The organism is Polycladomyces zharkentensis (assembly GCF_016938855.1).
Lineage (GTDB): Bacteria > Bacillota > Bacilli > Thermoactinomycetales > JIR-001 > Polycladomyces > Polycladomyces zharkentensis.
In genome coordinates, this window is record NZ_JAFHAP010000004.1 from 372,361 (window position 1) to 393,993 (window position 21,633).

Annotated in this window: 22 protein-coding genes; 2 read left to right on the forward strand and 20 right to left on the reverse strand. The window is 54.4% G+C overall.

The window, feature by feature from the left end:
* Positions 1-47: 47 nt before the first annotated feature.
* The 5 genes from JQC72_RS03635 to JQC72_RS03655 form a co-directional block, all read right to left on the reverse strand.
* Positions 48-938: an AEC family transporter gene (locus JQC72_RS03635; RefSeq protein WP_205492871.1), complete on the reverse strand. Its 891-nt coding sequence runs from the start codon at positions 936-938 to the stop codon at positions 48-50.
* A 105-nt stretch (positions 939-1,043) separates the two neighbouring features.
* Positions 1,044-2,849, reverse strand: coding sequence for a peptidoglycan D,D-transpeptidase FtsI family protein (locus JQC72_RS03640; protein WP_205492873.1), 1,806 nt, complete (start codon positions 2,847-2,849; stop codon positions 1,044-1,046).
* Between the two features lie 138 nt (positions 2,850-2,987).
* Positions 2,988-3,203, reverse strand: a complete 216-nt coding sequence (gene tatA / locus JQC72_RS03645; RefSeq protein ID WP_205492875.1) for a twin-arginine translocase TatA/TatE family subunit — start codon at positions 3,201-3,203, stop codon at positions 2,988-2,990.
* 7 nt (positions 3,204-3,210) lie between these two features.
* On the reverse strand, positions 3,211-4,788 hold the full coding sequence (locus JQC72_RS03650; protein WP_205492877.1) for a PhoX family protein: 1,578 nt from the start codon (positions 4,786-4,788) through the stop codon (positions 3,211-3,213).
* Positions 4,789-4,883: 95 nt separating this feature from the next.
* Entirely contained in the window at positions 4,884-5,102 is a 219-nt protein-coding gene (locus tag JQC72_RS03655) for an SPOR domain-containing protein (protein WP_205492879.1), read from the reverse strand.
* 212 nt (positions 5,103-5,314) lie between these two features.
* Here JQC72_RS03655 and JQC72_RS16400 point away from each other — a divergent pair, with 212 nt between their 5' ends.
* A complete protein-coding gene (locus tag JQC72_RS16400) occupies positions 5,315-6,556 on the forward strand; it encodes a pyridoxamine 5'-phosphate oxidase family protein (RefSeq protein WP_302104455.1) in 1,242 nt (413 codons plus the stop codon).
* Positions 6,557-6,644: 88 nt separating this feature from the next.
* Here the strand turns inward: JQC72_RS16400 and mltG are convergent, their stop codons facing one another.
* The 14 genes from mltG to cymR all read right to left on the reverse strand — a co-directional run bounded on the left by mltG (position 6,645) and on the right by cymR (position 19,096).
* Positions 6,645-7,682 (reverse strand): endolytic transglycosylase MltG, encoded by a 1,038-nt coding sequence (mltG, locus tag JQC72_RS03665; protein WP_205492881.1) that lies wholly within the window; start codon positions 7,680-7,682, stop codon positions 6,645-6,647.
* 89 nt (positions 7,683-7,771) lie between these two features.
* On the reverse strand, positions 7,772-8,059 hold the full coding sequence (locus JQC72_RS03670) for a DUF1292 domain-containing protein (RefSeq protein ID WP_205492883.1): 288 nt from the start codon (positions 8,057-8,059) through the stop codon (positions 7,772-7,774).
* A gap of 5 nt (positions 8,060-8,064) precedes the next feature.
* A complete protein-coding gene (locus JQC72_RS03675) occupies positions 8,065-8,382 on the reverse strand; it encodes a DUF1292 domain-containing protein (protein ID WP_205492885.1) in 318 nt (105 codons plus the stop codon).
* A complete protein-coding gene (gene ruvX, locus JQC72_RS03680) occupies positions 8,360-8,803 on the reverse strand; it encodes a Holliday junction resolvase RuvX (RefSeq protein ID WP_205492887.1) in 444 nt (147 codons plus the stop codon). The genes JQC72_RS03675 and ruvX overlap by 23 nt, the downstream gene beginning before the upstream one ends.
* Before the next feature lie 13 nt (positions 8,804-8,816).
* The gene (locus JQC72_RS03685) at positions 8,817-9,077 is read right to left on the reverse strand and encodes an IreB family regulatory phosphoprotein (RefSeq protein ID WP_205492891.1); all 261 of its coding nucleotides are present in this window, start codon (positions 9,075-9,077) and stop codon (positions 8,817-8,819) included.
* A gap of 77 nt (positions 9,078-9,154) precedes the next feature.
* Positions 9,155-11,794 carry an alanine--tRNA ligase gene (gene alaS / locus JQC72_RS03690; protein WP_205492893.1) on the reverse strand — a complete coding sequence of 880 codons (2,640 nt, stop codon included), beginning with the start codon at positions 11,792-11,794 and terminating at the stop codon, positions 9,155-9,157.
* A 350-nt stretch (positions 11,795-12,144) separates the two neighbouring features.
* Positions 12,145-13,209 (reverse strand): AI-2E family transporter, encoded by a 1,065-nt coding sequence (locus JQC72_RS03695; RefSeq protein WP_205492894.1) that lies wholly within the window; start codon positions 13,207-13,209, stop codon positions 12,145-12,147.
* A 184-nt stretch (positions 13,210-13,393) separates the two neighbouring features.
* Positions 13,394-13,609: a hypothetical protein gene (locus JQC72_RS03700; protein ID WP_205492896.1), complete on the reverse strand. Its 216-nt coding sequence runs from the start codon at positions 13,607-13,609 to the stop codon at positions 13,394-13,396.
* Between the two features lie 19 nt (positions 13,610-13,628).
* Positions 13,629-13,826 (reverse strand): YrzR-like zinc ribbon domain, encoded by a 198-nt coding sequence (locus JQC72_RS03705; RefSeq protein WP_205492898.1) that lies wholly within the window; start codon positions 13,824-13,826, stop codon positions 13,629-13,631.
* A gap of 14 nt (positions 13,827-13,840) precedes the next feature.
* On the reverse strand, positions 13,841-14,332 hold the full coding sequence (locus JQC72_RS03710) for a PRC-barrel domain-containing protein (RefSeq protein ID WP_205492900.1): 492 nt from the start codon (positions 14,330-14,332) through the stop codon (positions 13,841-13,843).
* 49 nt (positions 14,333-14,381) lie between these two features.
* The gene (gene recD2 / locus JQC72_RS03715) at positions 14,382-16,643 is read right to left on the reverse strand and encodes an SF1B family DNA helicase RecD2 (protein ID WP_205492902.1); all 2,262 of its coding nucleotides are present in this window, start codon (positions 16,641-16,643) and stop codon (positions 14,382-14,384) included.
* A gap of 112 nt (positions 16,644-16,755) precedes the next feature.
* Positions 16,756-17,283, reverse strand: coding sequence for a hypothetical protein (locus JQC72_RS03720; RefSeq protein WP_205492904.1), 528 nt, complete (start codon positions 17,281-17,283; stop codon positions 16,756-16,758).
* Positions 17,284-17,512: 229 nt separating this feature from the next.
* On the reverse strand, positions 17,513-18,655 hold the full coding sequence (locus JQC72_RS03725) for a cysteine desulfurase family protein (RefSeq protein ID WP_205492906.1): 1,143 nt from the start codon (positions 18,653-18,655) through the stop codon (positions 17,513-17,515).
* 21 nt (positions 18,656-18,676) lie between these two features.
* Positions 18,677-19,096 carry a cysteine metabolism transcriptional regulator CymR gene (gene cymR, locus JQC72_RS03730; RefSeq protein WP_205492909.1) on the reverse strand — a complete coding sequence of 140 codons (420 nt, stop codon included), beginning with the start codon at positions 19,094-19,096 and terminating at the stop codon, positions 18,677-18,679.
* A 493-nt stretch (positions 19,097-19,589) separates the two neighbouring features.
* Here cymR and JQC72_RS03735 point away from each other — a divergent pair, with 493 nt between their 5' ends.
* Positions 19,590-20,936, forward strand: coding sequence for an AAA family ATPase (locus JQC72_RS03735; protein WP_205492911.1), 1,347 nt, complete (start codon positions 19,590-19,592; stop codon positions 20,934-20,936).
* A gap of 64 nt (positions 20,937-21,000) precedes the next feature.
* Here the strand turns inward: JQC72_RS03735 and JQC72_RS03740 are convergent, their stop codons facing one another.
* Positions 21,001-21,585 (reverse strand): 5' nucleotidase, NT5C type, encoded by a 585-nt coding sequence (locus JQC72_RS03740; protein ID WP_205492913.1) that lies wholly within the window; start codon positions 21,583-21,585, stop codon positions 21,001-21,003.
* Between the last annotated feature and the right edge of the window lie 48 nt (positions 21,586-21,633).

Here is a 21,633-nt window from a genome sequence, read left to right on the forward strand (position 1 = left end):
GATGAGAGAGCGTTCGCAGCATTTGACCGGCACTTCCATCCACACCGTCAACGCAACATCCCGAGTACCACCGTCAAACTGACCGCACTGATCACGGTACTCAACAGAGTGATGCCCGAAACCAGTTTGGGTTCACTGCCGAATTGCAACGAATACATCGTCGTATTGGCGGCTGAGGGCATCGCCGCAGCCACCACCATCACCTGCTTGAGCAGCGGGTCCACGGGCAACCAAATGGCGATGCACCAAGCGATGACGGGGGAGAGGATCAACCGTGACAAAAGAGAAAAACCGACTTTCTCCCAGTCGAGACGGTTGAGCGGAATTTCGGCCAACTGCATACCCAAGGCCAGCATGATCGTGGGAATGGCCGCGTCCGCAACGAAGTCGATCACCTGCAACAAACTGCGGGGTACTTCCCAGCCCCAGGCATTCCACAGAAGCCCCAGCACAGCGGCATGGATGATCGGCATTTTGACCACGGACGCGATCGCCTGTTCACCGGCCGCGCTGCCTTTGGCCGCATAATAGATGCCGAGTGTGCTCATCAAGATCGTTTGCACCACCATGATGACAATGGCGTAATGCAAACCGGCCTGACCGAACGCAAACAAGACGACAGGAACACCCAAGTTGCCGCTGTTCATAAACGCAGTGGCCAAAATCAGACCGCTTTCTTCCGATTTCGTATATCCCCTGATGCGTGCCGTTATTTTCACCCAGCCGATCAAGATCAGGCAGAGTGCCAGCGAGTAGATGGTGACATATATGTACTGCCGGTCGATGTCCGCCGCGTACAAGGTTCGGAAAACCAACAACGGCGACATCAGGTACATCGAGGCCGTGGAAAGGGATCGCACATCCATCCGCAAACGCTTTTGACCCGCGTAACCCAAGGCGAAGATCAGAAAAACCGGTAGAATCACCTCAACAAACATGTCTCTCCCACTCCCGCGAAAACTTCGGATGTTTCTATCTTATCAAAGAAACGCCATCGGAAAAATCAAACGCACCGGAGACCTGCCGATGCGCCCGTCTCTTCTCTATTTTCGTTTCCCGTCGTCACGTTCTTCCGCTTCGATCAACGCCACTTCGTCCATCACACGTTGAAAAATGCGCAAGGCCCGGGGGTCCTGACTGTCGGAAACGCCCCGCAGCACGACGGACACCGAATATCGCGGCTGATCATAGGGACCGTATCCAATCATCCATTTGTTGTATCGGTCCTTGTTTATTCCCACTTGGGCCGTACCCGTTTTCCCCGCCAGCTTCCACTTGGCGTCTTGGACTGCAACAGCCGTTCCCTCCGTAACAGCTGAACGCATCATGCGCCGTACCTGTACCAATGTCTTCGGTTTGATCCGGAATGTTTCCTTATAGGCCTGCGGTCGAAATACCGCAACCGCTCGGCCGTCGGGACTTTGCACCCGCAACACCAGACGGGGAGTCAACGATTGACCGTCGTGAAACAGGGATGTTACCAAATTGGCCGCCTGCAACGGCGTCATACGAACATCCCGTTGACCGATTCCGGTTTGTGCCACTGCTCCGCGATCCCGTCGAGCCGCCTTCCCGGAGAAAATCATGCCCGTCTGTTCTTCCAGCAGTTGTCGGAAATCGGATTCGTGAAATACCGACCCGTTCCAGCTCACTTTTTGTGCCAGCCCCAGCTTTCGGGCATATTTTTCGATGGTCTCTCCCCCCAGCCGTTCCGCCAACCGGGCAAACACGACGTTGCAGGAATGGGCAAACGCCTGGGCGAAAGTCTGTTTCCCGTGTCCTCCCGGTTTGGCATCGCGCAATCCGTAACGTCCCAACTCTCCTCTGCAGATAAACACCGTATCGGGCTTGACGATCCCCGTATCCAATGCGGCAATCGCGACCACTGTTTTGAAAATGGACCCGGGCACGGTTTCCATCACTGCCCGGTTGTCCCAAGGACGTTCCTGAAAAGAGCCGTCGTCGGGCAACGGGCGACTGGCCATCGCGAGTACATCGCCGGTGGCAATCTCCTGCAACACCACTGCTCCATCGGCCACTCCCTCATCATTGAGGATCTTTTCCACCGCATGCTGCATCCGTCGATCCAATGCGGTGACAACCTGATAGGAAACAGCGTCCGAGCCACCCTTGTCCGACAATTGCTTCAGGCGAAGTCCGTTCAAGGGCCGGCCCCTTCCGTCCACGGCATAGGTAATCACATTTTCGGACGGACTGCGTAAAAACGGCTCAAAGGAGGCTTCCAGACCGGATATCCCGATCCGCGAAAGCGGTTGATACGTGCCACCTGCCAATTCCTCACCATATCGTTCGCGCAGCAAAAACGGGTCCCGCGCCACCCTGCCGATCAACTGCCGTGCCAACCCGTACGGGGACGACCGATTATCCGTCTCCATCACATGGATACCGGGAATGTGAAGTGCTTGAATCTCTCGCTCCTGATCCGGGGTGACCATCCAATCGTTCCCCTCCGGCGTCGGCAGGGATTGCGGTTTTTTCAATGTCATCAACTTCCGGATCAACGCATCGTATGAATACCCCGCGATCTCTGCCACACGTTTCAGTTTGGCCGTATGAAGCCGCACCTGTTGCCGGTCCATCGGAAAGGCGATCAATCGCTTGCCTCGTTCTCCGACGATGGGATCGCCATGCCGGTCCAAGATCATGCCCCGTCCGCTGTCTACCACGTATTCCCTGCTTTGTTGCTCCTGTGCCCGTGCGATCAGATCCGCTTGTTTGGATGTCATCAGTTGAATGTGGGACAAACGAGCAGCCACAGCGGCAAAGGCCAGGAAAAACACCAGCCCTGTCGCCCATCCCCGTCCGGTGAACCTTGTTTTGGTCTTCAATGCTGCCACCCCCGCTCCCCGATTTCACTTCCAGCATCGACATCGTCGAAGGTTGATATACGGGGAACAGGTGATCGGAAGAAAATCCGCCCCCATCAAAATACCCCCGACAACCGTCGGGGGGGATTCGTCACCCATTCATGATTTGGTAGCGCTTTTTACCTCCGTCTCCTGTGGGGCTGTTTTTTCTCGCGACCGGTCTTCGTCATCCAGCACACCACTGGCCGACCGCTTCAATTCCTTCAGTGTCATGCCGATTGACCGACCGACTTCCGGCAACCGTTTGGAGCCGAACAGCAACAATACCAGCAACAGGATCAACAAAAGCTCAGGAAAACCAATATTGCCGATCATCGATTCGTCAGAACCCCCTGATGGCTACAACGGCCGAACGGGGGATATCGCCGCGCGGCCAGCGGCTGGTCGGGTTTGCGGGATCGGTCGTCTCTTCTCCCGGATGCTGAACCGCCACAAACAACGTCTTTTCATCCGGCGTCCACCATGGACCGGTCATCTCGCACTGCACGGGGCCGGACGCGAACTGGAACGCCTCTCCTTTGTGGGGACCGCTGGTGGGAATGAAAAACCCTCCGTTGTTTTTGAACGGTTTGTACACGCCCTCTTGGTTGAGCTTGTCCGACGACATGTCACAGAACACCCACAAATTGCCTTTGGAGTCGAAGAGCAGATTGTCCGGACAGGCGAAGCCGGATTGCGGGCCACCCACCGCAAAAACCTCAAAAGTGAAGTGTTCCGATGCCGGATCTTCTTCGACGAAACGCAGGATTTGGCCGTAATAGTTGCCGTGGCGATCATTGTTGGTCAATGCGAGGTATACCGACTGATCGATTGGATGAACTTCCACGTCCTCCGGACGATCCAGCGGCGTGGCTCCCAACAATTTGGCCGCTTCACGCGCATGAACCAGCACTTCTCCCTGTGTGCGGAATTTCGATTTCAGCGCCGGGGATTTCTCCAAATCAAGCGGCAGCCATTTCCCCTTTTCCAGGTTGGCCACATACAGCGTTCCCCGCTCCAACAAGCGGGCGTTTTCTTTTCCTTTGGCCGGATCAAAGCGTCCCTCGCTGACGTACTTGTAGAAATGCTCGTCTTTTGCGTCGTCTCCCATATATACGACGAGACGGCCGTCTTTGGACAGCGTCATCGCCGCGTTTTCATGGGAAAAACGCCCCAATGCGGTATGCTTTTTCGGCTTGGATTTCGGGTCAAACACATCCACTTCCACGACCCAGCCGTAGTGTGTTTCATTTCTTCCCCAGCGCTTCGCGTCTTCCTGGAAATTTTCCTCGCAGGACAATACCGTGTTCCACAAGGTTCGCCCGCCGCTGCAATTGGCGAATGTGCCTTCCACTTCCACCGCACCGCCGACGGCCGCGTCGCCACGTGCCGGACCGGTCAGGTCGATCATCGTGTTGGCGGTCACCCGGCGGGCGTAGCGGGAGTTTTTGACCAAACGCCATTGGCCGTTCTCTTTTTTGACCTCGATGATGCTGCCGCCCAAATTGTACTGTTCAATGCGATGCTTCTCCTGCTCGGGCGTGTCGGGTCGATACAAAAAGATTTTCCCGTTTCCCGTATATTCATGGTTCACCCACAACAGCCCGTGTTCCGAAGATTTCTCGATCGGAAAATACACGGTCAAATCGCAGTTGAAACCGAATTTCTCTCCATTGCCAATATCGTCTCCCCAAGCGGCAATCACGTCATATTCAAACCCCTTGGGCAACACCAAATCGTCTTTGTCTGACGGTGCAATCGGCTTGAAAGGAACCCGTCCGCTTCCTTTGGACGTGGAAGCAGTCGGCATTTCCACCCCTGCCGCTTTTGCAATGCCGGTGACGCCGGTGGCGGTGCCGATCAATGCCGCCGTACCCACGCCGAGGTATGTCATGAACTGCCGTCTCGTCAAATCGGACATGCCATTCCCCTCCCTTTTTCAGATCCACCCCCTTTCAATCTACCGGAAGATTGTTAACGTTTCTTCAAGAGCAGTTGAAATTCCCATTTAGTGCGTCAAACCGCTTTGATTTGTTTGATCGCTTTATCCACCACATCGAAATCCCCGATCGGTCCGATAATCAACTCCCGTGCCAAATCACCCGTATTTTCGTTGGTGGCGTTGGTCTTGCCGAAATGCTCCTGGTTAAGCAGAAAATTGATACCGGGAGAAAAATTGAGTTCACCTGCGGACGACACATTGTTCACCTTGACGATGAAAGGAATCCCCATCACGTGTTCGCTCCTCCTGGCTTGGATTGGGTATCAGTCTATGCCGTGAGCAAAAAAATGGTGCATTGGTCCGGATAATGGCACATACGGGGAGAACTGGACTGTTTACATTCTGATGTCGCACTTTGCTATAATGGAAACGTACTTGACGCATCAGGTTGATCTCTACGATCCATATTTTCAACAGACGGGGATCAAAGAGGGGAATGATATGCATGAAAATTTTGAGAACGATCAGTCGAATGTACGTGGAAGACCTCTCCGCGTCGGTAACCCATTACGAACAGCTGTTGCAAGAATCTGTCCGCCACCGTTTTCGTGACCCACAGACGAATTTGGAGTACGCCTGGTTTCACAACATGGTATTGGTTGCAGGTCCGCAGGACGTCGTCAACGCTTGTCGAAACATTTCCGTTACATTTATAGTGGACTCGATTATTGATTTCAAGTATCATCTCAAGGACAATGGCGTCCGGATTCTCCGCGAACCTTACCGCATTCCGATCGGCCTGACCATGTTGGCAGAGCAGCCGGGTGGAAGTATCGTCGAATATGTAGAGGTGCAAAAGGAAGGAACCTTGACCGGCCATGCCGATTGGGGGGAATGGGTCAACAAATTGCGGGATCCCGTCAGGATCATGCGCAAAATCAAACGACTGACCAAACAGATGATATTGGACAAGCCCGGAGTCAACCCTGCCCCTGCCTCGTCAACTCACCCGTCACTCCAATCGGCAACCCCTTCGACCACGGTGGCTGCTACCGTATCAGTCCCAAAGCCAATGCAGCCGGCTCAGTCCACCCGCCTGCCCGGTTCCAACGGAGAACATCTGTTGCAGGAACGTTTTGGCACCACCCATCGTGCACTCAGTTTTTACAACAAACAGATGTTGGACCATTTGAATGAAGTGATGAAATCCTTCATTGCCGATCAGGAAATGATGTTCATCGCCACTGCCGACGCCCACGGAGAATGCGACTGTTCGTTCCGTGCGGGTCCCCCTGGATTTGTGCACGTGCTCGACGAAAAAACCCTGATCTATCCCGAATACCGGGGCAACGGGGTCATGGCCAGCTTGGGAAACATCTTGGAAAATCCGCATATCGGCATCATATTCATCGATTTTTTCCGACACGCCATTGGTTTGCACATTAACGGAAAGGCGGAGATCATCGAAAACGACGAGTTGACAAAGTTGGACCATCTTCCCGAACAAATCATGGAAGAGCTGAACCAGGAGGGCTTCCGCAAGCCGGAAAGATGGGTGATGGTGGAAGTGGAAGAAGCGTATATTCACTGCTCCAAACATATACCGCTGCTGAAAAAACTGGACAAGGATATCGAATGGGGAACCGACGATGTGGCCCGAAAAGGCGGCGACTTCTTCAAAGCCAAAAATTGCCCGCGTCCGTGGATAGAGGAGCCGGCGATTTCATCAAAAGCGGAAACCAACTGAAGAGAAACACCACCGGTTTTTTGAACCGGTGGTGTTTGTTTGAGGACATGTTTGATCCGGATACGTCATTTTCATGAATCGCATCCGTTTATTGTTGTTCTGCCAGCTGTTCGTTTTTCTTGCTGCGTTCGATGTTGAGTTCGTGCTCTCTCGGTGTCTCCGCAAAATAATGCTCATGTGTTCCGTCCTTTTTGGTGACGTAATACAAATAGCTGTGTTTTTCGGGATACAGCACCGCTTTGAGCGCATCGTCGCCCGGATTGGAAATGGGCCCTGGCGGCAGCCCTTCATTACGGTAAGTATTGTACGGGCTGTCCACTTTCAGATCTTTGTAAAACAGACGTGTTTTCTGTTTTCCCAAAGCATATTGCACCGTGGCATCCACTTGCAATTTCATGTTCCTTTGCAACCGATTGAAGATCACACCCGCAATTCTGGGGAGTTCCCCTTTGACTTGCCCCTCCCGCTCCACAATGGATGCCACCGTTATCCATTCGTCGACGGTCAGGTTTTCCTCTTTCAGCCGCTGTCGGACAGCCGGCGTCAATCGCCGTTGAAATTGCTGCAACATCATGTCCACCGCTTTTTCCGGTTGAATGCCCTTGGGAAAATGATATGTACTGGGAAACAGATATCCTTCCAAACGATGGCGGCGACCCGGTTTATCGGGGATCTCCCGGACGAAATCATAAGGATAGGGCGCTTCGTTCACGGCACGCAAAAAATCTTCCCGATTGATACCGGTTTTTCGTTCCATCAATGAAGCGATTTGTTCCACGGTATACCCTTCCGGAATGGTCACGCGGGAACCCCCGGTTTTGCCTGCCGAAAACATTTGTAACATGCCATCGAGCGTTTCATTGGGCGGGATTTCGTAAACACCCGCTTGCAGATTGGTATGTCCTTTCCACCAAGCATACGCGGTAAAAAAATAATCTTGACGTATCAGGCCGTTTTCTTTCAGCAACCGCCCGATCTCAGTGATCGACGTGCCTGGCGGAATCTCCAACTGCACCGGTTCGGTGCGGGGGGGAGAGCTAAGCGTATGGTCGACGTAAATATAGGCGAGAATTGACCAGGCGGCCAAGAGCACAAGTGTAAAAAGGAGATGCATCAGCCACTTCATCTTGTACTTCCTCTCTTGCGTATTCCACCCATTATGTTAGCACAACTTCTCAACAAAAAATAACGGGGGTTGCCCCCCGTTTTTCGTCATCATTCATCAAAATACAACAACTCATCGATTGCCTCGGCCACCTTTTCCCATTCCGCTTCGTCTTCGATCGGTTCCACCCGCTCGTTTTTCACACGGAAAAGGTAGGCATCCTCCTCCCGGTCGTCGGCTTCTTGCAGTACGGCGTAATGCTCTCCGTTCACTTCCACTTCGTGAACGATATGATAGGCGGTTTCACCGCCCTCTTCATCGACCAGTACCAATTTCGGGCCGTACGCATTGCGAAGGGTATGAACCTCTTTTCCCAGACGCGGTTCCTGATGATCCATACGAATCATCGCCCCGTTTGATCTTCTTCGAAGTCTTCCGGTTCGGCCATAAAGGTGTTGAACACTTCCTCCACCATATCCCATTCCGCTTCTTCCTCGATGGGATAGAAGGTAAGCTTGTCATCTCCGTCCTCTTCATACCGAAAGGCGTAGACTTCCTGTTCTTCTTCATCGTCCGCGTCCTCGTCCGCCGGGACGACCAACATGTATTTTTTACCCGTTTCATCCTGCTCAAACGTGAACAGGATTTCAAACCGGTTTTCGTTTCCGTCCTCGTCCGGGATCACGATGTATTCCGGTTCATTTGTTTGATGAATGTTCATGATCAGGTATCCTCCTTTGGGCATCCAGGAATCCCTGCAAGATCCAAGACGCCGCCATTTGATCGATTACGCGTTTCCGTTTCTTGCGGCTGACATCCCCCGAAATCAGCGTGCGTTCCACCGCGGTTGTCGACAAACGCTCGTCCCAGAGATGAACGGGGAGGGAGAAACGGCGCCGGAGTTCCTCTGCTGCCGCCTGACACGCTTCGCCCCGTGGCCCGATCGTACCGTTCATGTTGCGCGGCAGCCCCACCACGATCGCTTCCACTTCATATTGGCGGACCAGCTCCCCGACGCGCGCCATCCAGTCAGGGGTACGGGCACGGTCGATCACTTCGATCCCTTGTGCCGTCCAACCCATCGGATCACTCACCGCCACGCCCACACGCCGTTCTCCCACATCCAATCCCAATGTGCGCACCGGTCGAATCCTTTCAACGATCCGAGCGGGAGTGCAAATAGTGTTTGACGAGCTCTTCAATCAGCTCATCCCGCTCCACTTTTCGAATCAAGGCGCGCGCGTTTTTGTGACGGGGAATGTAGGCAGGGTCTCCGGACAGGAGGTACCCGACAATTTGGTTGATCGGATTGTACCCTTTTTCTTTCAGCGCCTCATACACGACCAAAAGGATTTCTTCCGGCTTGACTTCCTCTTGTTCCTCCCCCCGAAAGTCGAACTTCATTGTCTTATCCATGGACAATTCTACAACACCTCTTTTGTTTGGATGGGCCATTTGTACTCTTTACTTCGCCCCAACAGAAGGGATTTCCTCTATTTGCTTGAGGCTTCCAACTGTTGCCGTACAAGATCCGGAACCAAACGGAGCGCATCGTTCAATTGTTCAGGTTGCTTGCCGCCGGCCTGTGCCATGTCAGGACGTCCGCCGCCCCCACCGCCGCATTTGGCCGCCACTTCCTTGATCAGTTTTCCGGCATGCAGTCCCTCCTTCACATAGGAAGATGTCACGGCAGCCACTAATTGTACTTTATCCCCATTGACCGCACCCAATACCACAACGCATTCTTTCATCCGGTTCCGCAAATCATCCGCCATTTGTCGCAAACCGTCCATGTCGGAGACGGATACGCGGGCGGCCAAAACAGGTACCCCGTTGACTTCCTGTACCTGATCGGTCAATTGCCGGGCTTCCATCCGTCCCAGTTTGGCCCGGAGCGATTCGTTTTCACGGCTCAATTCCTTGAATCGGGTCTGCAAGGCATCCAACCGTTCCACCACTTCGGAAGGACGCGCTTTGAGACGGTCAGCGGCTTCATGCAAAAGCTGCAACTGCTCTTCCAGATAGCGGAACGCATGACGACCGGTCACCGCTTCGATCCGCCGCGTGCCGGAGCCAATGCCGCTTTCGCTCACAATCTTGAACAATCCGATCTCACCCGTGCGGTTGACGTGCGTGCCGCCGCACAGCTCCAAGCTGTAGTCGCCCACACGGACAACGCGTACGACTTCTCCGTATTTTTCACCGAACAGCGCCATGGCTCCCATCGCCTTCGCTTCGGCAAGCGGTTTGTGGAACGTTTCCACTTCTGTGTTGGCCCAGACATGCTCATTGACCAACTGTTCCACTTTCCGGATCTCTTCGTCCGTCATGGCGCCGATGTGCGTGAAATCGAAACGAAGACGGTCGGGTGCCACCAACGATCCGGCCTGGTTGACGTGTTCACCCAGCACGTCTTTCAACGCCCGGTGCAACAAATGGGTAGCCGTGTGGTTCTTGACGATATCCGCCCGTTTGGATTCCTCGATTTCCGCCGTTACCCGGTCTCCCTTACGGATCACGCCTTCTTCCACGCGAACGGTGTGCAGGTGTTCGCCGCGGGGGCCTTTTTGCACATCTTCCACGCGCAGGCGTGCGCCGTCACTGCGAATCCAACCCTGATCGGCCACCTGTCCCCCGCTTTCCGCATAGAACGGCGTCTCTTCCAACACGACGAGACAGGTTTCACCCGCGCCCACCATATCCACCAACTGGTCGTCATGCACCAACGCGGCCACACGCGTGTCCGTCTGCAAACGAGTGTAACCGACAAAAGTGCTCTCCACGTCCAGCTCGGCGAGCGCTCCCCCCTGCACTTGCATGCTGTCCACATCCTGCCGGGCGGCCCGGGCACGTTCGCGTTGTTCCTCCATCGCCCGTTCGAAGCCTTCCCGGTCCACTTCCAACCCGTGTTCCCGAGCAAAGTCTTCGGTCAGATCCACCGGGAAACCGTACGTGTCATACAACCTGAAAGCATCTTGACCGGAAATGCGGCCGGTACCTTCCTCCCGGACCCGTTCCACCACCTGTGACAAAATGTGCAGCCCTTCCGATAGGGTTTCCAAAAACCGTTCCTCTTCCCCCCGGATGACACGTTCGATAAACGCCTGTTTCTCCAGGGGTTCCGGATAGTAATCCTTCATGATCTCGGCGACAACACCGGTCAATTGGTACAGGAACGGACCGTCAACCCCCAGTTTCCGTCCATAGCGCACCGCACGGCGCAACAGGCGGCGCAACACGTATCCGCGCCCTTCGTTGGAAGGCAGTACACCGTCGCCCACAGCGAACACGACGGTACGGATGTGGTCGGCGATCACTTTGAGCGCCACGTCCGTTTCCTTGTCTTTGCCGTACTCCACCCCGGCTTTCCGGCACGTGGTCTGAATGATCGGCTGGAACAGGTCCGTGTCATAATTCGTCGGCACGTCCTGCATCACCGAGGCCATCCGCTCCAGACCCATTCCGGTATCGATATTTTTCTTGGGCAGCGGTGTGTAGGTGCCGTCCGGGTTGTGGTTGTACTGGGAAAAGACCAGGTTCCAGATTTCGAGATACCGCTCGTTTTCCCCGCCCGGATAGCACTCCGGATCATTCGGATCACACAGATGCTCGCCGCGATCGTAAAAAATCTCCGTATTGGGTCCGCTCGGTCCTTCGCCGATATCCCAGAAGTTGGATTCCAGTTTGACGATCCGCTCATCGGGAATGCCCACTTTTTCCCGCCAAATTCGGTAAGCCTCATCATCTTCCGGGTGAATGGTGACGGAAAGACGATCGGGGTCCAATCCCATCCATTTGGGATCCGTCAGAAACTCCCATGCCCAGAGGATGGCTTCCTCCTTGAAGTAATCCCCGATCGAGAAATTGCCCAGCATTTCGAAAAACGTATGGTGACGAGCGGTGTACCCGACATTTTCGATATCGTTGGTACGGATCGATTTTTGCGCGTTGACGATGCGCGGGTTGTCCGGCGTCAACCGGCCGTCGAAGTATTTTTTCAATGTGGCCACGCCGCTGTTGATCCACAAAAGGGATGGATCATCCACCGGCACCAACGAAGCGCTGGGCTCTATCTTGTGCCCTTTCTCTACGAAGAAATCCAGAAACTTTTTTCGTATTTCGGCCGCCTTCATATACGATTTCCCTCCTCGCAAAATACAAAAAACCCTCCCGTCCCAGGGACGAGAAGGTTTTCCCGCGGTACCACCCCGATTACCGCCCGCTTGATGCTGACGGTCGCTCGTCAAGGATAACGGCTTTCGCCGGCAGGGTTTGCCTGCACTCGGGAACTGGCCGTGCACCTTCCACACCGGGAATGCCTCTCAGCCGCGGGCCTTCCTCTCTGAAACGGGGGAGTTGGTTCACTCGGTTCCCTCATCGCTTTCGGTCGATTTGGAAGATCATGCTCGTCTTTCATTATACTACACGAAACGCGCCGATTTCAAACGCTTGCGAACCGCTCTCTCTCGACTCCGTTTGCCTGTCAACGGTGGATCACATGACGGGTCACGTGTTCGACGATCACCTTGCACACGGCAAAAAAGGGTACGGCCAATATCATGCCCCAAATCCCGCCTACCTCACCTCCCGCCAACAGAGCAAAAATGATCAACAGTGGATGCAGGTGAAGGGTACGCCCCACAATTTGCGGCGAAATCACATTCCCCTCCAACATTTGAATGATCAGATTGATGAGCAAAACGGAGACGACCATCTTTTTGGAGATGGCCAAAGCGACCAATAATGCCGGAATCGCTCCGAGAAACGGACCCAGATACGGCACCACATTGAATACCGCCACCGACGAAGCCAACAGGAGCGGGTATGGCAGACCGATCCACCTGTAACCGACGTATGCCATTACACCCACCACCAGGCAGACCAACAACTGACCGCGGATATAATTACCCAACGCCGTGTCGATATCCCGAAACAAACGGAGAATATTTTTGTGATGACGCACGGGAAAGAAGGCCAACATGCTGCGTTCGATCAATTGCGTGTCCTTCAGCATATAAAAAGCGAGAAACGGAACCACCAACGCGATCAACACCTGGTTGAGGGTACTGCCAATGCCGCTCAACCAATTCCCAATCCCGTCGGCAACCGATTGTTCCAATCTGTCCAGCGATCGCTCGATCCCGATCTGTACACTGTGAGGCAATACCTGTTTATTGTGATCGTACTGATCGATCCAGCTCCGGATCTGATTGTTCCATTGGGGCAAATGTTCAGCCAGCTCTTCCAGCTGCTGATCGAACATCGGCACCAGATTCATCACGATAACCACGATCGAGGCGATGAACAATGTGTATATCAGAAGTACGGCCACCGATCGGGGGACGCCCCGCTGGCTCAGCATGGTGACAATCGGGTGCAACAGATAGGAGATGACCACCGCAAACAAAAAGGGGGTAAATACGGCCTTCAGAAATCCCGCCAGCCCTTGCAGCCACGGTCCGATCTGCACAAGCAAAAAGATGATGCCCAAGATTACCAACGTCAGCACGGATATGTACAAAGCCCGATGCCGTGTGAGGCGCTCCACCGATCCCACCTCCCGGGATCTTCTGATAACAGTATAGTACCTCGTCCCACCGAAATATGTATAGATGATATGGAAAAGGTGGGACACCGTCCCGCTCTGAATCGAGAACAGGACGGTCCCACCAGTATTTCGCCTTTCCCGGGCAGAAAACCGGGAAAGGTTGGCGGAGGAAGGAAAAGGACGGTTATCGGGCCCAGCGACGGACCATCTGTTTGCCCATGACCTGCATCAAAATTCGACTCAGCGCCAAATTGGTGCGCATGCGCTTCAACGGGCTCATCTGCCAAATTCGGCCCATCCACCGCCTGCCGCGCATCGGAGCGATTCGGCCCGTCATACGGCCGACAATCCAGGTGAGAACGGTGCCGACCGCCAAAGCGGAAAGGATTCGACGCATCATAGCCAATCCTCCTTTCCCCCTAAAGGGCGGCTTGATGATCGGATTCATCCAGGAACAGGTCATTCAGCGAACTGAGACTGCCGTCTTCTTCCACTTGGAAGACTGCGGAAATCTCGCCGCCGGCAACGGTGAATTCGACAAAACAGTTCCAGCAGTAGAACTGATTGGTGCCCACTTTGCCCAAATCATGGGAATTGCAACTGGGACAGCGAAGCATGTTCTCCCCTACTTTCACTCATCCATTTGCCAACCGACGGCGGGGGCGATCATGATCTCTTCTCCCCAAATCAAAGGGGTGCGAAGGACTTTCCGTCCCTCCCGCCAATCGGACCACCAACCGTCGGACAGTTCGTACCCTACCAGCGTTCCCGCATTTTCCAGAAAATAGACGTCCTCCACCATTCCCAATGCGTGTCCATGTTCCGTCATCACGGGTCGTCCACGCAATTTTCGCTGTCCCGTCAACATGCCCGTCCATCGCCGGAGCGCTTGAGGAGAGAAAAAGGGGATCGGTTCGCTGTCCGCCATCACCGCATCCGTACCGATGGCACCAATCCGTTCGGAAGGGAGATACCGCCCGGGTTTGAATGCACCGCCGTCCTCCAGCAACAACCCGCACAGCCGTTGCGTTTCATCAAACAGCAGATCCCGGACGATCCCCAAATGCCGACCTGTTTGCACATGATACACCGGCAAACCGATGACATCTTGGGATTTTCGCAAAAGGAGTGCCTCCTTTCGCATTTCTTAGTATGCATTTGCCCTCCGGGACCTACGCTGGGGGTTGATGCCAACGCCGCAACAATTCGACCAAATGGCTGTTGCGCTCATCTCCACGAATCTGCTGGACACCCATATGAATGGCTTCCCGCTCTCCACACAGAATCAAATACGATTTGCTGCGCGTCACCGCCGTGTAGATCAGGTTGCGTCTGAGCATTCGCCTGTAAGCGTGGACCACGGGGAATATGACGATGGGAAACTCCGATCCTTGTGCTTTGTGGACGGAACAAGCGTAGGCCAATGAAAGCTGATTCAGTTGATTGCGTTTGTATGGCACCTCCAGCCGATCGAACCGCACCCAACAGACCGGCTCGTCAGTCGCCGCCGTTTCCTCAATTGCGATGATGACACCCATATCCCCGTTGTAAATGGGATATTCCGGATGGTTGACCAGCTGAAGCACTTTGTCCCCGACGCGGAAAACGGTTTCACCCCAGATAATTTCCCGGACGCCGTCCCGTTTGGGATTAACCGTTTCCTGAATCGCCCGGTTGATGCGATTCACACCGGCGGGGCCTTTGTACATCGGAGCCAACACCTGCACGTCAAACAACGTATATCCCTTTTTGATGGCTTGCTGGTACGTTTGGAGCACCACATCGACAACCTGTTCCTGGGTGCAAGGGAAAAATCGGCGATCCGGCATGGGTTGGACCAGATCGGCCGGTACTTCTCCCTTTTTCAATGCGTGTGCCAACGTGATGATGGAAGAGCCTTCTTCCTGCCGGAATATCTCCGTCAGCTCCACGCGCGGAATGTCCTCCACCTGCAACAAATGTTGAAGTACTTGGCCGGGACCGACCGAGGGGAGTTGATCCTGATCTCCCACCAACACCACTTGCATGCCTTTGGGAATCGCCCGGAACAATTGGTTGGCCAACCAGATGTCCATCATCGACACCTCGTCGACGATCAGCAACGATCCCTCAATGGGATTGTCCGCATTTCGCTCAAAAAAGTCCCCTTTCCACCCCAGCAGGCGATGGATGGTCATCGCCGGGAGGCCTGTCGCCTCCGACATCCGCTTCGCTGCTCTGCCCGTGGGCGCAACCAGTCGGATCGGGTAAGGCCGGTCGGTCCCTTCATAAACGGCAGGATCAAGCGAGCACTCATGCAAACGGGCAAACAGATGACAAATCCCGCGTATGACAGTGGTTTTCCCGGTACCGGGTCCCCCCGTCAAAATCATCAGGGGAGAAGAAACAGCTTCCATCATCGCATCCCGTTGCCGGTCGGCATACGCCACTCCCAGCTCCTCTTCCAACTCACCAATCGCCCGGTAGATTTCCTGTGCCGGGAAAGTGGGCACTTTCTGCTCCATCAACAGCCGTACACGCAAAGCGAATCCGTGCTCCGCGTAATACAGAGACGGCAGATAGAAATGCCCTTCCGCTTCCACCAACCGTTCTTCCGTCACCATTTGATCCAACAGCTGACGGGCACGATCATCAAACAGGGAGGCGTCTTCTCCCAACAGCTCCTTCACTTCCGCCAACAGCTGTTCCGGGGTCACGTAGACATGCCCGTAAGTGTATGCGGCTTCTTTGACGACATACAAAACCGCCGCCTGAAAACGAGCCGGGGAATCCTGCGCCACTCCGGCCTGACGGGCAATTTCATCCGCCCGTCGAAAACCGATCCCTTCAACATCCTCGATCAGCCGGTATGGATTTTCACGCAGGACGTTCATGGTCTCTTCCTTGTATGTCTGTACGATTTTCAAGGCCAAAGCGGGCCCGATCCCGAACTCGTACAAATACACCATCGCCTGTTCCAATGTCTGGTTCTCCCGGATGTTGTCGGCGATGGTCCGGACCCGTGCCGAAGTTATCCCCGGTACTTCCGTCAGAATATCCGGATTGGCGCTGATCTTCTCCAGTGCCGCCGGCCCCAGATGTTGGACGATTTTTTCCGCCGTTTTCCTGCCGACACCGGGAAAAAGTCCACTGGACAGATATTTGACGACGGCTTCTTCCGATCGGGGCCACTCCTTTTTCACTCGCTGAACCTGGAACTGCCGTCCATATTTGGGGTGTTGCACCCATTGTCCGTAACAGGTCAACACCTCATCCGGATGCGGGCGAAACAGATGACCCACCACGACGGTTTCCGATTGATCCGTCAGCTCCGAAGCTTCAAGGATTTTCAGCAGATACACCCCGAAGCCGTTCTCTTCATTGTGGTAAATCTCCTGGATGACGGCACCTTTGAGATACTGTTCCCCCCAAAGGTCGAGCCCGGATTGTTGCATGCTTTTTCGCACCTCTTACCGAACAACCATTCTGATACCAGTATAGTGAGAAAAGAATGCCAAAAGCCAGTGAAAATGCAAACATTTCATCACAAATTCGCAAAATGCTTCGTCATTCCCACCCGTGATCCTGTTGCAACTGTTTTACCACGCTTTCCATCGCGCATTCGGGGGAGCAAAACCGCTCGGGTGCTTCCACACCGCTTTCCATTCCCCATTCCTTCCGCATCGGGTCCTCAGGATCGAATTCAAAACCGCATTGGATGCAACGTTGCATCTGCCTGACCGAATCCAACGTCTCCCGCACATATTGAACCGCTTCCTCGTTGGGCAATTGAAATCCGTCTTGAATGAGTTCAAACATTTCTTCCCGGCTGTGAGTGAAGACCGGGTCCTGGTGTTTGTAATGCGTCGGACTCCACAATCCCCATCGGCCGTCGGACAGATGGACCAGGTAATAATCGGGCGTCAACATCCGTGAAGCCCGTTTCAGTAATTCATAAGAACGAAACCCCAACTCGGCTGCCAAATTGTCCAACAAGGCACTGTCGATTTCCTGCAGTACTTCTTTCCAATCGATATTGTCCAAGGTCGATTCCCAATCGTCCATTCCGTTGATGATATTCCCATCTTTTCTCATCCTTTACTCTCCCTTCCCTGTTTTTTCGGATAAAAGAAGTGTTTCGCCGCAACGGGCGAAACACTCAGGTTGTACAAACCGGCGAACTCCGATTTCACGTCTTCGCTCCGCAGCAACAGCCGGAGTTCGACGGGAAATGCGGACCCGCTACTGAAAATCGTGTTGGCTTCATCACTTGATCAGCAGTCTCAAAAGCAAAAACCCGTATCACGACCTCGACTCTTTCACTTCACCGCTTCGTGAGACGCCGGACGACGCGGGCAACCGTTTTTGCCGCTTCCGTCACCTGTTCAACCGTATTGCCCCAACCGAAACTGAACCGAATCGCAGAACGCGAAATCTCGTTTGGCAAGCCCATTGCTTTCAACACATGGGAAACCTCCAGCGTTCCCGATGTGCAAGCCGAACCGCTGGAGCACGCGATCCCCTCCAGATCCAGGTTCATCAACAAGGTTTCGGTTTCTGCTCCGGGAAAACTGACATTGAGCACATGCGGCAGATAATGTTCCGGGTGGCCGTTGACGACAAAAGAGAGGCCCTCCCGACGCCATGTGTCCAACATCGCTTCCCGGCAGCGTTGTGCCGTGTCGCGATGTTCCTCCCGGTTGGCCATCGCCAGTTCTGCCGCTTGCCCGAAGCCGACAATTCCGATCACATTTTCCGTGCCGGCTCTCCTTCTGCGTTCCTGTACGCCGCCGTGCATTTGCGGCTGTATCGGCACCTTCCGCCCAATGTACAACGCGCCGGCACCTTTGGGCCCGTTAATCTTGTGACTGGATATCGAGAGCAGATCCACCGGCAAATTGCGCACATCCAACGGTTCCGAACCCAGTGCCTGAACGGCGTCGGTATGAAACCAGACGCCCCGCTCTCTGGCGATTTTCCCGATCTCCTCGATCGGCTGCAGGGTGCCCACCTCATTGTTGCCGTACATGACACTGATGAGGGCGGTACGATCATCGATGGCCCGTTTCAACTCCTCGATCTTCACACGGCCATGTCCGTCCACCGGTACGTAGATGACCTGAAACCCGATTTTTTCCAGATATCGACACGTATCCAACACGGCATGATGCTCCACCGTCGTGGTGATGACCCGATCTTTTCCTTTTTCCCGCATGGCTGTCGCCACACCGATCAACGCCAAGTTGTCCGCCTCTGTTCCCCCGCTGGTAAAGATGAGCTGACCGGGATCAGCATGGATGGATGCCGCCACTTGATCACGCGCGTGATCGATCGCTTGACGTACGGTGCGTCCGTAGGCGTGCAAACTGGAGGGATTGCCGAAGTGGTTTTCCAAAAAAGGAAGCATCGCTTCTTTCACTTTGGGATGGATCGGCGTTGTCGCCGCATGGTCCAAATAAATCGACATCGTCTTCACCTGCTGCTGTTTTTAAATATAAAACATATAAGCGTCGCTTTGTCCATCCGGGGTGAAATGGATCAAATCGGCCAACGTCGTGTTGTCCAACACGTCAGCAATCGCATCCCGAATGCGTTTCCACAAGTCCCGGCGTGCGGGATCGTCCTCTTCGGAAAACTCCACCGGAGAGATGGGTCCTTCCAATACGCGAATCACATCCCCTGCCGTGATCTCCTCCGGGGACCTTGCCAATATGTATCCCCCGTACGCTCCGCGTACGCTGCGCACCAAACCGGCATTGCGCAGGGGAGAAATCAGTTGTTCCAAATAATGCTCCGACAACTGATGCCGTTCGGCGACACTTTTCAGAGACGTCGGTCCTTCTCCGTATCGCCGGGCCAAATCCATCATGATGGTTAAACCGTATCGTCCTTTGGTGGACACTTTCACCGAATCACACCTCTTCCTCGTTTCTGTCCCATCTTTGCTCTCCCCAAATTGTACCGAAACTCGCCAAATCCGTCCAATCTGCATTCATCGTACTTTTTGCTTAATTTTATTATGGTCCGATTCATGGGATCTTAGTGTCAATCTGCTCGGAGAACATGGCCCGTGAATGAATGCACTGTTTCGGTTCTTTCAACCGGTCGGGCTCGGAGCGTGTCTGACCAATCCATGACGGAGCAAATCGGAGCGGACGCAAGTGAAGCGAACCGGGAAAGGTTTTTGTTCGCTCGGAAAGGGCAGTCACCTATCCCCCGGCTCAAGCCGTGGGATTGCAGGTCTAGCCCGCGTACGGTTGGTTGACCAGCCCTGCGGATGTTCTCCGCAGCGTTGTGACGAACCAGACACGACCTCATGCTTGGAATCCAAGTTGATCTGGAACGCTTGTTCCTGTACCCTGTAATCAGGAAGATGCAGAGAATTGCAGAGGAGAAGTGCGATGGATCTGTTTGAATACGGACGACAACAGGAATCGGAAAAACGCGCCCCGTTGGCCGCTCGCATGCGGCCGCGCACATTGGATGAAATCGTGGGACAATCCCATATTATCGGCAAGGGCAGACTGCTCCGCCGGGCCATCGAAGCGGATCAGCTCACTTCTATCATCCTGTACGGTCCGCCCGGAACGGGAAAAACCACCTTGGCACGTGTGATCGCCAATACCACCAGTGCCCATTTCGAACAGATCAATGCGGTCACAGCCGGGGTTTCGGATATCCGTCGCCTCATTCAGGAGGCACGGGAGCGACTGGGTATGTACGGACAAAAAACGGTGCTGTTTATCGACGAAATCCATCGGTTCAACAAGTCACAGCAAGATGCCCTGTTGCCTTCAGTGGAAGACGGCACCATCATCCTGATCGGAGCGACGACGGAAAATCCGTCTTTCGAAGTAAATCCGGCCTTGTTGTCCCGATCGCGCCTCTTTCAATTGCGGCCGATCGGGGAAGAGGACCTGATGACCCTGATTCGTCGGGCGTTGACGGATGAACGGCGAGGATTGGGCACATACCGCGTTGAAGCCGAAGAAGCTGCTTTGCAGCACATTGTGCGGATGGCGGGCGGTGATGCGCGCAACGCCCTCAATGCCATCGAGCTGGCCGTCCTTACCACCGATCCCGATGAAGACGGTGTCCGGCGTATCACACTGGACGTGGCGGAGGAATCCATCCAGCGAAAAGTGATCCGCTACGACAAAAGCGGGGATCAGCATTATGACACTGTCTCTGCTTTCATCAAGAGCATGCGTGGTTCCGATCCCGATGCGGCATTGTACTATCTGGCCAAAATGATCCAAGCCGGAGAAGATCCCCGGTTCATCGCCCGTCGGGTGTTCATCCATGCGGCGGAGGACGTGGGGATGGCCGATCCGCGCGCACTTTTGATCGCCTCTGCGGCGGCACATGCGGTGGACTTCATCGGCATGCCGGAAGCGCAAATCCCGCTGGCGCAAGCCGTCATCTACATCGCCACCGCCCCCAAAAGCAATGCCGTCGTACGCGGGATCAATGAAGCGATGGAAGCGGTGAAAAACGAATCGCACGGAGAAGTCCCCCCGCATTTGCGGGATGCCCATTTCCCCGGTGCCAAAGGGCAGAATCGGGGGATCGGCTACCGGTATCCGCACGATTATCCGCGCGGTTACATCCCCCAACAATATTTGCCGGACGAACATGTCGGCAAAACGTTTTATCACCCGACAGACATCGGTTATGAAGGGAAGTTGCAGCACTTTCTTCGTTGGATGAAAGGAGAATCGGGAAGAGGGACGGACCGGGAAAACTGAAGCCGACAGATACAACTCTTCGGGGGATCGACTGGTGTCCAACCCTCAGAGCGAAAGGTCGCGTTCACTCATCCGGGACGCGTCGCGCTTCCATCTGCTCCACCAAAGCAAACACCTGCTTCCAACTGGTGATGCGCGGCAAATCATGGGGGTAATCCCGATTGTACACCGCGTCGACGATGACGGTCGGAATGCCCGCTTCCACCAAACGGTCCAAATGTTGCGGCGCGTCCTCAAAAAACAGTTCGATGCCGAGACGCCGGGCCACTTCCGCCTTGTTTTGCGCACTCATTTTCAGATTCTCCCCGTTGTAGGGGAAGCCATGCTTTTTCAGCCACTTTTTCGTGATATCCACAATATTGGGCTTCCCCGGACGAGCGGTGATGAAGTGGATTTCGTGACCCTGTTGCTGCAACTGGGTCAAAACTTCAGCCGCATCGGGAAGCGGAACGGCCAGGGAGTAGATTTTGTGTTCCAGCTTGCGCCACAGATGGGCGCCTTCTTTTTTGCTCAAACCGTAAGCCTTGTCCAAGTGAAACTCCTTGATGTCCTCCCGTTTCACCTTGCGGTTGAGCGCTTCATTGTATACCTGGACGGCGGCCGATTGGGTATCTTTGATGGTACCGTCGATGTCGATGCCGATTTTCATCTTCCCCCTCCTCGTCGCAGCGATCACATCGTTCAGTCTTCCCCGGAA

Excerpts from the sequence above, each read along its gene's own strand:
- JQC72_RS03635 (WP_205492871.1), bottom strand. The coding sequence starts at position 938 with ATGTTTGTTGAGGTGATTCTACCGGTTTTTCTGATCTTCGCCTTGGGT.
- tatA (WP_205492875.1), bottom strand. The coding sequence starts at position 3,203 with ATGATCGGCAATATTGGTTTTCCTGAGCTTTTGTTGATCCTGTTGCTG.
- JQC72_RS03650 (WP_205492877.1), bottom strand. The coding sequence starts at position 4,788 with ATGTCCGATTTGACGAGACGGCAGTTCATGACATACCTCGGCGTGGGT.
- JQC72_RS16400 (WP_302104455.1), top strand. The coding sequence starts at position 5,315 with ATGAAAATTTTGAGAACGATCAGTCGAATGTACGTGGAAGACCTCTCC.
- mltG (WP_205492881.1), bottom strand. The coding sequence starts at position 7,682 with ATGAAGTGGCTGATGCATCTCCTTTTTACACTTGTGCTCTTGGCCGCC.
- JQC72_RS03670 (WP_205492883.1), bottom strand. The coding sequence starts at position 8,059 with ATGGATCATCAGGAACCGCGTCTGGGAAAAGAGGTTCATACCCTTCGC.
- JQC72_RS03675 (WP_205492885.1), bottom strand. The coding sequence starts at position 8,382 with ATGAACATTCATCAAACAAATGAACCGGAATACATCGTGATCCCGGAC.
- JQC72_RS03685 (WP_205492891.1), bottom strand. The coding sequence starts at position 9,077 with ATGGATAAGACAATGAAGTTCGACTTTCGGGGGGAGGAACAAGAGGAA.
- alaS (WP_205492893.1), bottom strand. The coding sequence starts at position 11,794 with ATGAAGGCGGCCGAAATACGAAAAAAGTTTCTGGATTTCTTCGTAGAG.
- JQC72_RS03700 (WP_205492896.1), bottom strand. The coding sequence starts at position 13,609 with ATGATGCGTCGAATCCTTTCCGCTTTGGCGGTCGGCACCGTTCTCACC.
- JQC72_RS03705 (WP_205492898.1), bottom strand. The coding sequence starts at position 13,826 with ATGCTTCGCTGTCCCAGTTGCAATTCCCATGATTTGGGCAAAGTGGGC.
- recD2 (WP_205492902.1), bottom strand. The coding sequence starts at position 16,643 with ATGCAACAATCCGGGCTCGACCTTTGGGGGGAACAGTATCTCAAAGGT.
- JQC72_RS03720 (WP_205492904.1), bottom strand. The coding sequence starts at position 17,283 with ATGAGAAAAGATGGGAATATCATCAACGGAATGGACGATTGGGAATCG.
- JQC72_RS03725 (WP_205492906.1), bottom strand. The coding sequence starts at position 18,655 with ATGTCGATTTATTTGGACCATGCGGCGACAACGCCGATCCATCCCAAA.
- JQC72_RS03735 (WP_205492911.1), top strand. The coding sequence starts at position 19,590 with ATGGATCTGTTTGAATACGGACGACAACAGGAATCGGAAAAACGCGCC.
- JQC72_RS03740 (WP_205492913.1), bottom strand. The coding sequence starts at position 21,585 with ATGAAAATCGGCATCGACATCGACGGTACCATCAAAGATACCCAATCG.